Genomic DNA, 12220 nt, shown 5'->3' with positions numbered 1-12220 from the left:
TGCGCGGCCTAGGACCTAGAGCCGGGGGGGACATTGTTGGCCAAAATAGAGACACAGGCCCTGGCCGCAGGCTTCAGCAGCCTCCACAGGTTCGGTGAAGACACCGGAGGACTCTGGCGAAGCCTGGGAAAAGGGCCGCAAAGCGGCCCTTGGGGAATCAGGCGCCGACCAGTGAAGGCTGGGCCTGGTTTTCCGGGTGCAACGGCAGCAGCGGCGAGTGTGGATCGTTGGTGATGGAGCTGCGCCATACCCCGATCCAGGCCTCGTTGTTCGATGCCCATACCTGCTCATGCAGGCGCGAGAGCGCCACCGGGTCGCTCAGTAGCGCCAGGCGGGTGTTGCCATCCAGGCCCTTGGGCCCGACTTCCAGGGCCTTGGCCACACGCTCGATGCGCAACGCCTCGATCGGCGCGGCCTGACCATGGCGTGCGGTAGCCATGGCGCACGCCAGGGCGTTCTGCCGTGGGTCGACCACCGCACGAACGAAGCCGTCGTGCAGGGCATGCCAGCGGTTCTCATGGGTGTACTGGTCGGTCGCCAGCAGCTCCTGCGGCGTCGCGTATTCCTCGGGGATGAGGAACAGCTTCTCGTCCTTGGCCGCCAGGCCCAGGCGCGTACGGCTGGAAATCACCGAGACCGGAATCGACAGCACCAGCGAGCCCACGATCGGCGCAAGCCACCACAGGAAGCTTGGGTTCAGCCAAGCCACCAAGGCCGCCCAGGCGATGCCCAGCAGCGTCTGCGGACCGTGGCGACGGACTGCCTCGCTCCACGGCGTGGAGTCGTCGTCACGCTGCGGCGAATTCCAGGTCGCCGCCCAGCCGAGGAACGCGGCCAGGACGAAGCGGGTGTGGAAAATCATCCGCACCGGCGCCAGCAGCATGGAGAACAGCATCTCGATCAGCATCGACACGGTGACCTTGATGCGCCCCCCGAACTCCGTGGCGCCCTTGGCCCAGATCAGGATGACGCTGAGCAGTTTGGGCAGGAACAGCAGCACGACGGTGGTGGAGAACAGCGCGATGGCCTTCTCCGGATGCCATTGCGGCCACAGCGGGTAGAGCTGGAACGGCTCGATGAAGTACTGCGGCTCCATCAGCGTGTTGGTCGCCAGCAGCGCGGTCGAGAGCACCAGGAAGAAGAACCACAATGGCGCCGACAGGTACGACATGACACCGGTCAGGAACACCGCGCGGTGTACCGGGTGCATGCCCTTGACCAGGAACAGTCGGAAGTTCATCAAGTTGCCGTGGCACCAGCGCCGGTCGCGCTTGAGTTCATCGAGCAGGTTCGGCGGCAGTTCTTCGTAGCTGCCCGGCAGGTCATAGGCGATCCACACACCCCAGCCGGCACGGCGCATCAGCGCGGCCTCGACGAAGTCGTGGGAGAGGATCGCACCGGCGAACGCACCCTTGCCCGGCAATGGCGCCAGGGCGCAATGCTCGATGAAGGGCTTCATGCGAATGATCGCGTTATGGCCCCAGTAGTGCGATTCGCCCAGTTGCCAGAAGTGCAGGCCGGCGGTGAACAGCGGCCCATAGACGCGGGTGGCGAACTGCTGCAGGCGCGCATAGAGGGTATCCATGCCCGAGGCCTTGGGCGCGGTCTGGATGATGCCGGCGTCCGGGTTGGCCTCCATCAGGCGTACCAGGCTGGTCAGGCACTCACCGCTCATGACGCTGTCGGCGTCGAGCACGACCATGTACTTGTACTCGCCCCCCCAACGACGGCAGAAGTCGTCCAGGTTGCCGCTCTTGCGCTTCACGCGACGACGGCGGCGGCGATAGAAGATACGGCCGAAGCCCTTGGCCTCACGGCACACGTCCAGCCAGGCCTGTTGCTCGGCCACGGCGATGTCAGTGTCGTTGGTGTCGCTGAGCACGAAGAAGTCGAACCGGTCCAGGTCGCCCGTGGCGGCCACCGACTCGAAGGTCGCACGCAGGCCGGCGAACACCCGTGGCACGTCTTCGTTGCAGATCGGCATGACCAGCGCGGTACGCGCCTGGGGCGCGATCGGCTCGTTGCCGGCGCTGCTGCCGGAGATGCGGTACTTGTCACGACCGGTGAGCAATTCGAGAAAGCCCATCAGCGCGGTCCAGAAGCCCGCCGACACCCAGCAGAACAGGATGCCGAAGAGGATCAGGATGCTCGTCTGCAAAGCATAGGGCCAGACCTGCACCACCGACTCCCAGAGCGACTGGGCCATGATTTCGTCGAGCGAAACGAACGACCAGCCCTGGTACGGCAGGATGCCCTTCATGTACCAGCCGGCAACGAGGGTCTGCCCGATCATCAAGGCCAGGAGAATATAGCGGCGTAGGGAGCCGACCCGGCGCCAGCGGGCCGGTGGCAACTCGCGCTTGGGCGGTTGCGGTGCATTGGTGCGCCCAGTGAGCCGGCGCCACATGCGCACCAGGATGTTGGTGCGCCATGGCTCGGGGATTACGCGGGTACGCTTGATCGGCGGTGCGATCTTCAGGCACAGCCGGCCGCTGCCGTCGACGCCGAGCATTTCGGCGTCCTCGAGCTCGGCGGCGCTACCCACGGTCAGGCGTGGGCCCACCGAGGCCTGCACGGCCTCGGCGGGGTTGGCGGCCGGTCGGGCCGCCAGGCGTTGGTGCAGCTCACTGAACGATTGGCAGCTGGCGAGTTCCGCGCGCTGCTCATCGCTCAGGGGAAGGTGGGCCAGGTATTCGCCAAGCGATTCTGGCCGTGCGCTTGAGTTACTCATCGGCAGGCAACTGATAGCTCCAGGTCTCGGTCATCACTTTTTCGGTGGTGGCCGGTGCCCCGTTGGTGGGTGCCGCATCGGCGGCAGGTTGTTCAGCCTTGGCGGCTTTCTCGGCCTTGGCGTGCTTGGCTGCGGCCTTGTCCTGCTTGCCTTCCTTGGCCGGTTTGGCCGGTTCCACCGGAACGTCACGCACCAGTGCGGCGCGCATCTCGGTGGACTTGCTCGGATCCTTGACCTTCAGTCGCAGGGTCAGGCGCCAGCCCTTGGTTTCAGGGTTATAGCGCAGGTTGTTCTCGACCACCTCGGCGTTGTCGCCGACGCTGACCTGGCTGCGCAGGGCGGTGTCTTCCGGCAGGGCGGCCAGGGTCGGCCCCTCGAAGTCGACCAGGAAAGCCACGCTGCCATCGGCTTCGCGGATCAAATTGGACTGTTTCACATCACCAGTGGAGCGCATGGTCTTCTTGACCCAGCCCAGCTCTGGCGAGTGCAGTTGGGACTCGTTGATGGTCCAGCGCAGGCGGTACTCGAACTCCATCGGCTTGCCAGGCTCAGGCAGCTTTTCTGGGCTCCAGAAGGCCACGATGTTGTCGTTGGTCTCGTCGGCGGTCGGGATCTCGACCAGGTCGACGGTGCCCTTGCCCCAGTCGCCACGCGGCTCGACCCAGGCGCTTGGACGCTTCTGGTAGTTGTCGTCGAGGTCTTCGTAGGCGCTGAACTCACGCTGGCGCTGCAGCAGGCCGAAACCACGGGGGTTCTCCACGCTGAAGCTGCTCACGGCCAAATGCTTGGGATTGTTAAGCGGGCGCCACAGCCATTCGCCGTTGCCCGCGTGGATCGACAGGCCCTCGGAGTCGTGCAGGGCCGGGCGGTAATTGAGGACCTTGGACGGCTGGTTGGCGCCGAACAGGAACATGCTGGTCAGCGGGGCAACGCCCAGGCGGCTGACATGGTCACGCAGGAAGACCTTGGACTTGACGTCCAGGAGGGTATCGCTGCCTGGACGCAGGGTCAGCTTGTAGGCGCCGGTGGAGCGTGGCGAATCCAGCAGGGCGTAGATCACCAGGTGCTTGTCGGTCGGCTTTGGCTTTTCGACCCAGAACTCGGTGAAGCGCGGGAATTCCTCGCCCGACGGCAGCGCGGTGTCGATGGCCAGGCCACGGGCGGACAGGCCATACACGTGGCCCTTGCCGACGACGCGGAAATAGCTGGCGCCAAGCAGGGTCATGATCTCGTCCTGCTTGTCGGCCTTGTTGATCGGATAGAGCACGCGGAAACCGGCATAGCCGAGGTTTTCGACGGTCTTGGGGTCGTGCGGGACGTCACCGAACTCGAAGCGGCTCGGGTCGTACTTGATTTCTTCGACCTTGGTGGCGGTGACCTGGTTGATCTTCACCGGCGTGTCGAAGTGCATGCCCTGATGGTAGAAGGACAGTTTGAACGGCGTCTTGTCCTTGGCCCACTCGGCCTTTTCCTGGATGAAACGAATTTTCTGGTAGTCCCCGAACTTCATGTCACGGAAGACCGCTGGCAGGTTGCTCTTCGGTGCTTCGTACTTCTGACCGGCGAGATCCTTTGCCTTGGCTGCAACATCGTCAAGATTGAATGCCCAAAGCTGGCCAGCGCTCATCAGGCCAACCAGCGCGACGCCTGCCGCCAGGGCCTTGCGAAGCCGATTTCCGGGGATTCTTTGTGCAATACAGGGACTAACAATCACGAGCAACCCTCGCCGAAAACAGATCATGAAACCAACGGCCAGCGACCAATGCCGGGTTGGCGAGCACTGTTCGGACCCCGTAAGGGCCTAATGATTCCCCAAACGGTTCCAGACAGTGCTCGAGTCAGAGTGAAACGAGCCTACGAACGTAGGCTCACGCAGCGCGCGATTATCCAGCAGGGCGCGTTACAACGCATCAGGCTGAAACAACTATTTATCGTACAAACCCACTTGTTTTCCTTCAAACAAGGGGTTTTTTTAACCTCATATTTGTAACATAAATGTTACGGGGCCATCATTGACCAAATGCACCTGCATGTCCGCCCCGAATCGGCCGCTGGCGACATCGCCATGGGCGGCGCGGGCCCGCTCAAGAAGATAGTCGAATATCTCGACGCCGAGCGCAGGCGGCGCAGCGGTGGAGAAGCTGGGACGCATGCCATTGCGAGTGTCGGCGGCCAGGGTGAACTGGGACACCAGCAGCAGGCCGCCGCCGATGTCCTTAAGGGACAGGTTCATCTTGCCCTGGGGGTCGCTGAATACCCGGTAGTTGAGCAGCTTGTGCAGAAGCTTGTCGGCGTGCTCACGGGTATCTCCCGGCTCGACGGCCACCAGCACCAGCAGGCCCTGATCGATCGAGCCGACGATCTGGCCCTCTACTTCGACGCGCGCACCGCGTACGCGCTGCAGCAGCCCTTTCATGCTTCTTCCAGAGGCAGGTCGAGCAGGCGCCGGGCCATCTGGTCGGCAGCGCGCACCAAGGCGTCGGTGATCCCCGGCTCGGAGGCGGCGTGGCCTGCGTCGCGGATCACCTTCAGCTCGCTGTTGGGCCAGGCTTGGTGCAACGCCCAGGCGTTATCCAGCGGGCAGATCACATCATAGCGACCATGGACGATCACTGCCGGCAAATGGGCGATCTTCGGCAAGTCGCGGATCAACTGGTCCGGCTCGAGGAAGGCGTTGTTCATGAAGTAGTGGCACTCGATACGCGCGATGGACAGCGCGCGCTGCGGCTCGGAGAAGCGATCGACCACCAGAGGGTTGGGACGCAGGGTCGCGGTCCGGCCTTCCCAGGTCGACCAGGCCTTGGCCGCGTGCATCTGGGCAATCTGGTCGTTGCCGGTCAGGCGCTTGTGGAAGGCCTTGACCAAGTCGCCCCGCTCCTCCGGCGGAATCGGCGCGATGTAGTCCTGCCAATAATCGGGGAACAGGCGGCTGGCGCCTTCCTGGTAGAACCATTGGATCTCCTGCGGGCGGCACAGGAAGATGCCGCGCAGGATCAGGCCATGGACCCGCTCGGGGTGGGTCTGGGCATAGGCCAGGGCCAGGGTGGAGCCCCAGGAGCCGCCGAACAGCACCCACTTGTCGATGCCCAGGTGCTCACGGATGCGCTCCAGGTCCTCGACCAGGTGCCAGGTGGTGTTGTTTTCCAGGCTCGCATGCGGAGTCGATCGGCCACAGCCGCGCTGGTCGAAGGTGATGATGCGGTAGAGGGTAGGGTCGAAGTAGCAACGGCTCTGGGCATCGCAGCCCGCGCCGGGGCCACCGTGGATGAATACCACCGGCAGACCTTCTGGCGATCCGCTTTCGTCTACATACAGCACATGCGGTGCTTCCACGGCCAGATCGTGCCGGGCGTAGGGTTTGATCTGCGGGTACAGGGTCTGCATTGCGCACTCCGTGTGAGGATTTAATCTGCCGCCTGGCATCATAAACCTGAATTGCGCTTTGAGCATGTGTCACGGTGAAACAGGTGGATGTGTGCGGGGCCGTTCGCGGGAATCCCCGCTTCCACGGCTCTGGCGATGAACCTGTGGAAGCGGGTAGACCGGCGAACAGGACAGCGGACTTACCGCCCGTAGCGCTCCCTGCCCCAGGCCAGGACGGCCTCGAGCAACTGCTTGAGCACCACTTGGGTCGGCTGGGCCAGGTCCTCGCGGTACTTGAACGGCTCGACCTCTTCCATATAGGTGCTCTGCGCCAGCTCCAGTTGCACCGCATGGATGTGGTTCGACGGTTCGCCGTAATGACGGGTGATGTGCCCACCCTTGAAGCGCCCGTTGAGCACGCAGGTATAGCCCTGGGCCTGCGCGCAGACACCCAGCAGACGCTCGGCCAGGACCGGGTCACAGCTGGCGCCGCTGAAGGTCCCCAGGTTGAAGTCCGGCAGCTTGCCGTCGAACAGGTGTGGGATGACCGAGCGGATCGAGTGGGCATCCCACAACAGGGCATAGCCGTGAATCTCGCGCAGGCGCGCGAGCTCCTGGCGGATCGTATCGTGGTAAGGACGCCAGATGTGCTCCAGGTAGCCTTTGCGCTCATCAGCTGAGGGTTCCTGGCCCGCCTTGAACAACGGCTCACCCTCGAACAGCGTCGCCGGGTACAGGCCTGTGGTGGCGCCGGCGTACAACGGTTTGTCGTCATCCGGGCGGTTCAGGTCGATGACGAACCGCGAATACTGGGCGGCCACCACGCTGGCACCCAGGTCCCTGGCGAAATCGTACAGACGTGGGATGTGCCAGTCGGTGTCTGGCAGGCTGCGCGCCTGCTCGACCAAGCCGTCACGCACGGCGTCGGTCAGGCCAAGGCCTGCGTGAGGCATGCTGATCAGCAGCGGCAGCTGGCCCTGGTGAAAACTCAATACCTTGTCCATGTGCCCTCACTCAGTTGGATATCTCATGACCCAGGCGCACCACCCGCTTGGGCAGGTCGCCGCCGAGCCAATAGCTCAGATCCGCCGGGCGCTCGATCTGCCAGGCGATGAAATCCGCGACCTTGCCCACCTCAAGCGAGCCATGGCTTTCGCCCAACCCCAAGGCCGTGGCCGCATGCACGGTCACGCCCGCCAGGGCTTCTTCAGGCGTCATACGGAAGCAGGTGCAACCCATGTTCAGCATCAAGCGCAACGACAGCCCGGGCGAGGTGCCCGGATTGAGGTCGCTGGCAAGGGCGATCTTCACGCCATGGCGGCGCAAGGCATCCATCGGCGGCAACTGGGTTTCGCGCAGGAAGTAGAACGCGCCCGGCAACAGCACGGCGACAGTGCCGGCCTCGGCCATGGCGATGGCGTCTTCCTCGGTCATGAACTCCAGGTGGTCGGCCGACAGCGCCTGGTAGCGTGCCGCCAGGCTCGAGCCGTGCAGCGACGACAACTGCTCGGCATGCAGCTTGACCGGCAGGCCCAGTTCACGTGACTTGATGAAGACTTTTTCGACCTGGGCCGGCGAGAACGCCAGGTGTTCGCAGAAGGCATCGACGGCGTCCACCAGGCCCTCTTCGGCCAGGGCCGGGAGCATTTCGTCGCAGATATGCGCAACGTAGTCATCCGCCCTGCCAGCATATTCTGGCGGCAGGGCGTGGGCGGCAAGGCAGGTGCTGCGCACGGTCAATGGCAGCTCCTCACCCAGACGCCGAGCGACCCTGAGCATCTTGCGCTCGTTGGCCAGGTCCAGGCCGTAGCCGGATTTTATCTCCAAGGTGGTCACGCCATCGCGCATCAACGCCTTGACCCGCTGACGAGCACTGGCCAGCAGCTCGTCTTCGCTGGCCGCGCGGGTCGCCCGTACGGTGCTGGCGATACCGCCGCCGTTGGCCGCGATCTCGGCATAGCTGACGCCCTGCAGGCGCTGCTCGAACTCACCGCTGCGATTGCCGCCGAACACCGCATGGGTATGGCAGTCGATCAGGCCCGGGGTGACCCAGGCGCCGCCCAGGTCCACCGTGCGCTCGGCATCGACCACGGGCACCTCGCCACGCGGGCCGATCCACTCGATCAACCCGGCGTTGGTGACGATCGCGGCGTCCTCGATGATCGAGTAAAGGCCCTGGGCCATTGTCGCCACGTGGCAGTGCTGCCAGAGGGTTCTCATAAGCGTTCTCCTTGACTAGCGGTGCAGCTCGGCCGGCTCGCGAACCCGTTGGCCCTGCCCTGCCCGTGGCTTGCACCACAGCAGGTAGGAGGCCACCAGGAATACCACCCAGATCACGCCGACGATCAACGCGGCCTGAGTGTCCGGGAAGTAACCGAGCACACCAAAGATGAACAACATGAAGGCAATGGCCATTGCCGGCCCATAAGGCCAGAACGGTACCGGGAATTTCAGCTCGGCGATCTGCTCGCGTGTCATGCTGCGGCGCATGGCCACCTGACTCATCAGGATCATCAGCCATACCCACACGGTGGCGAAGGTGGCGATCGAGGCGATCAGCAGGAACACGTTCTCTGGGATCACGTAGTTGAGCACCACGCCGATCAGCAACGCAGCGCCCATCACCAGCACGGTCATCCACGGCACGCCGTGCTTGGACAGCTTGCCGAAGCTGCGAGGCGCATGGCCTTGCTGGGCCAGGCCATACATCATGCGGCCAGCGCCGAAGATGTCACTGTTGATGGCCGAGACGGCCGCCGAAATCACCACGATGTTCAGCACCGCGGCCGCCGAGCCGATGCCCAGGTTGCTGAAGATCTGCACGAACGGGCTGCCTTGGCTGCCGATCTGCGGCCACGGGTAAAGGCACATCAGTACGAACAGGGTCAGCACGTAGAAGAGTAGGATACGCAGCGGTACAGCGTTGATCGCCTTGGGAATGACGCGTTGAGGATCTTTCGCCTCACCGGCGGTGACGCCAATGATCTCGATGCCGCCAAAGGCGAACATCACCACCGCGAAACAGGCGATCAGACCGCTGATGCCGTTGGGCATGAAGCCGCCGTGGCTGAACAGGTTGCTCACACCGACAGTGGCACCAGTGCTGGCCTGGCCCATGCCGAAGATCATGATGCCGAAACCTGCCAGGATCATCGCCACGATGGCGCCGACCTTGAGCAGCGATAGCCAGAACTCCATCTCACCGAAAACCTTGACGTTGCACAGGTTAAGGCCGCCGATGATGAAGACGATGCCCAGCACCCAGATCCAGCGGGCTACTTCCGGGAACCAGAAGCCCATGTAGATCCCGAACGCGGTGACATCGGCGATGGCGACGATGACCATCTCGAAGGCGTAGGTCCAGCCGAGGATGAAGCCCGCCATGGGGCCGAGGTAGGTACTGGCGTAGTGACCGAAGGAGCCGGCCACCGGATTGTGCACGGCCATCTCGCCGAGGGCCCGCATGACCATGAAGACCGCCGCGCCACCGATCAAGTAGGCCAGCAGCACTGCCGGGCCGGCCATCTGGATGGCCGATGCCGAACCGTAGAACAGCCCGGTACCGATCGCGGAACCGAGCGCCATGAAACGAATGTGCCGAGCCGTTAGCCCGCGCTTGAGACCTTCTTGCATTTCGCACCCTTATTATTGTTCTGCCGGTGATGGCTACAAGGGCCGCTTCGCCTCCCATCGCAGGCTTCGCCAGCGCCTCCAGGCAGTTGCGATCCTGCGGGCGCTGGCGAAGCCTGCGATGGGCCGCGAGCGGCCCCGAGGGTATTACAGGCTGGGCAGTACGCCAGCTGGCAGCAGGCCGGTCAGGCAACCCTTGGCCAGCAGCTCGGCAGCGGCTTCGATGTCCGGCGCGAAGAAGCGGTCACGGTCGTAGTGCGGGACTTCACGGCGCAGGGCCAGACGGGCCTGCTCCAGCTTGGCGGAGGTCTTCAGGCCTTCACGCAGGTCCAGGCCCTGGCAGGCGCCCAGCCACTCGATGGCGAGGACGCCACGGGTGTTTTCGGCCATTTCCCACAGACGCTTGCCGGCGGCCGGCGCCATGGACACATGGTCTTCCTGGTTGGCGGAGGTCGGCAGGCTGTCGACGCTGTGCGGGTGCGACAGGGCCTTGTTCTCGCTGGCCAGGGCGGCCGCGGTGACCTGAGCGATCATGAAGCCGGAGTTGACGCCGCCGTTTTCCACCAGGAACGGCGGCAGCTGGGACATGTGCTTGTCCATCATCAGCGAGATGCGGCGTTCACTCAGCGCGCCGATCTCCGCAATGGCCAGGGCGATGTTGTCGGCGGCCATGGCCACAGGTTCTGCGTGGAAGTTGCCACCGGAAATGACGTCACCCTGGGCAGCGAAGACCAGCGGGTTGTCCGACACAGCGTTGGACTCGATCGCCAGCACTTCGGCGGCCTGGCGCAGTTGGGTCAGGCAGGCGCCCATGACTTGCGGCTGGCAACGCAGGGAGTACGGATCCTGGACCTTGCCGCAGTTTTCGTGGGAGCGGGACACTTCGCTGGAGTCGCCCAGCAGGTCACGGAAGCAGGCCGCGGTGTCGATCTGGCCGCGCTGGCCACGGACTTCGTGAATACGTGCGTCGAACGGCGAACGCGAGCCCAGGGCCGCTTCGACGGTCAGGCTGCCACAGGCGATGGCTGCGGCGTACAGGTCTTCGGCATGGAACAAGCCGCGCAGGGCGTAGGCGGTGGACGCCTGAGTGCCGTTGAGCAGGGCCAGGCCCTCTTTGGCAGCCAGGGTCAGCGGCTCCAGGCCGGCGACGGCCAGAGCCTCGGTGGCAGGCAACCACTGACCTTTGTAACGTGCCTTGCCCTCACCCAGCAGGACCAGCGACATGTGCGCCAGCGGTGCCAGGTCGCCAGAGGCGCCGACCGAGCCCTTGAGCGGGATGTGTGGATAGACTTCGGCGTTGACCAAGGCGATCAGCGCGTTGATGACCTTGCGACGGATGCCGGAGAAGCCGCGGCTGAGGCTGTTGATCTTCAGGACCATGATCAGACGCACCAGGTCGTCGTCCAACGGCGCGCCGATACCGGCGGCGTGGGACAGCACCAGCGAGCGCTGCAGGTTTTCCAGGTCATGGCTGGCGATGCGGGTCGAAGCCAGCAGGCCGAAACCGGTGTTGATGCCGTAGGCGGTGCGGTCTTCGGCAATGATCTGCTCGACGCAGGCAACGCTTGCGTCGATGGCCTGGTCGGCGCTGGCATCCAGTTGCAGGCGCACGGGCGCTGCATGGATGGCCCGTAGTTGGGCCAGGGTCAGGGTGCCGGGCTTGAGAGTCAGTTCGGTCACTTCGCTACTCCAATTCGCATGGGGCCCGCAGGCCCCTTCTTGTTTTCAGTATCAACGTTGTTCGGCAATTACCAAAGGAACGTCGATCAGCCCGTGATCATGGGCAGGTCCAGGCCCTGCTCCTTGGCGCAGTCGATGGCGATCTGGTAGCCGGCATCGGCGTGACGCATCACACCAGTCCCTGGGTCGTTGGTCAGCACGCGAGCGATACGCGCGGCCGCTTCGTCGGTACCGTCACAGACGATGACCATGCCCGAGTGCTGGGAGAAGCCCATGCCCACGCCACCGCCGTGGTGCAGCGAAACCCAGGTGGCGCCGCCTGCGGTGTTGAGCAAGGCGTTGAGCAGTGGCCAGTCGGAGACGGCGTCGGAGCCGTCACGCATGGCTTCGGTTTCGCGGTTCGGGCTGGAGACCGAGCCGGAGTCCAGGTGGTCGCGGCCGATGACGATCGGTGCCGACAGCTCGCCGCTGCGGACCATTTCGTTGAACGCCAGGCCCAGCTTGGCGCGCAGGCCCAGGCCAACCCAGCAGATACGTGCCGGCAGACCCTGGAAGCTGATGCGCTCGCGGGCCATGTCCAGCCAGCGGTGCAGGTGGGCGTCGTCCGGGATCAGTTCCTTGACCTTGGCGTCGGTCTTGTAGATGTCCTCGGCGTCGCCGGACAGCGCCGCCCAGCGGAACGGGCCGACACCGCGGCAGAACAGCGGACGGATGTAAGCCGGCACGAACCCTGGGAAGTCGAAGGCATTGGCCACGCCTTCTTCCTTGGCCATCTGGCGGATGTTGTTGCCGTAGTCGAAGGTCGGCACGCCCATT

Annotated in this window: 9 protein-coding genes; all 9 read right to left on the bottom strand. The window is 64.3% G+C overall.

The genetic code is table 11. From position 1 onward, the window contains the following. Positions 1–157: 157 nt before the first annotated feature. Positions 158–2731 carry a glucans biosynthesis glucosyltransferase MdoH gene (gene mdoH, locus DQ397_RS18320; RefSeq protein WP_043207128.1) on the bottom strand — a complete coding sequence of 858 codons (2574 nt, stop codon included), beginning with the start codon at positions 2729–2731 and terminating at the stop codon, positions 158–160. Further along, entirely contained in the window at positions 2724–4445 is a 1722-nt protein-coding gene (locus tag DQ397_RS18315) for a glucan biosynthesis protein G (protein WP_043207342.1), read from the bottom strand. The genes mdoH and DQ397_RS18315 overlap by 8 nt, the downstream gene beginning before the upstream one ends. A 264-nt stretch (positions 4446–4709) precedes the next feature. Next, on the bottom strand, positions 4710–5147 hold the full coding sequence (gene dtd, locus DQ397_RS18310; protein WP_043207126.1) for a D-aminoacyl-tRNA deacylase: 438 nt from the start codon (positions 5145–5147) through the stop codon (positions 4710–4712). Then, positions 5144–6115 carry a prolyl aminopeptidase gene (gene pip, locus DQ397_RS18305; protein ID WP_043207123.1) on the bottom strand — a complete coding sequence of 324 codons (972 nt, stop codon included), beginning with the start codon at positions 6113–6115 and terminating at the stop codon, positions 5144–5146. Before pip ends, dtd begins: the two co-directional genes overlap by 4 nt. Positions 6116–6294: 179 nt before the next feature. After that, positions 6295–7098, bottom strand: coding sequence for an N-formylglutamate deformylase (gene hutG / locus DQ397_RS18300; RefSeq protein ID WP_043207120.1), 804 nt, complete (start codon positions 7096–7098; stop codon positions 6295–6297). Positions 7099–7108: 10 nt separating this feature from the next. Further along, on the bottom strand, positions 7109–8314 hold the full coding sequence (gene hutI / locus DQ397_RS18295) for an imidazolonepropionase (RefSeq protein ID WP_043207118.1): 1206 nt from the start codon (positions 8312–8314) through the stop codon (positions 7109–7111). 15 nt (positions 8315–8329) lie between these two features. Further along, on the bottom strand, positions 8330–9727 hold the full coding sequence (locus tag DQ397_RS18290; RefSeq protein ID WP_043207117.1) for an amino acid permease: 1398 nt from the start codon (positions 9725–9727) through the stop codon (positions 8330–8332). Positions 9728–9871: 144 nt separating this feature from the next. Further along, positions 9872–11404 (bottom strand): histidine ammonia-lyase, encoded by a 1533-nt coding sequence (gene hutH, locus DQ397_RS18285; protein ID WP_043207115.1) that lies wholly within the window; start codon positions 11402–11404, stop codon positions 9872–9874. 86 nt (positions 11405–11490) lie between these two features. Further along, positions 11491–12220: urocanate hydratase (gene hutU / locus DQ397_RS18280; protein WP_148921593.1), on the bottom strand; the 730-nt coding region annotated here is incomplete at its 5' end.

The organism is Pseudomonas sp. CK-NBRI-02, from assembly GCF_008124495.1.
Lineage (GTDB): Bacteria > Pseudomonadota > Gammaproteobacteria > Pseudomonadales > Pseudomonadaceae > Aquipseudomonas > Aquipseudomonas guariconensis.
The sequence above is the reverse complement of the archived record's forward strand: the minus strand, read 5'-3'. Positions and strand labels throughout refer to the sequence as shown.

Excerpts from the sequence above, each read along its gene's own strand:
- pip (WP_043207123.1), bottom strand. The coding sequence starts at position 6,115 with ATGCAGACCCTGTACCCGCAGATCAAACCCTACGCCCGGCACGATCTG.
- DQ397_RS18290 (WP_043207117.1), bottom strand. The coding sequence starts at position 9,727 with ATGCAAGAAGGTCTCAAGCGCGGGCTAACGGCTCGGCACATTCGTTTC.
- hutI (WP_043207118.1), bottom strand. The coding sequence starts at position 8,314 with ATGAGAACCCTCTGGCAGCACTGCCACGTGGCGACAATGGCCCAGGGC.
- mdoH (WP_043207128.1), bottom strand. The coding sequence starts at position 2,731 with ATGAGTAACTCAAGCGCACGGCCAGAATCGCTTGGCGAATACCTGGCC.
- dtd (WP_043207126.1), bottom strand. The coding sequence starts at position 5,147 with ATGAAAGGGCTGCTGCAGCGCGTACGCGGTGCGCGCGTCGAAGTAGAG.
- hutG (WP_043207120.1), bottom strand. The coding sequence starts at position 7,098 with ATGGACAAGGTATTGAGTTTTCACCAGGGCCAGCTGCCGCTGCTGATC.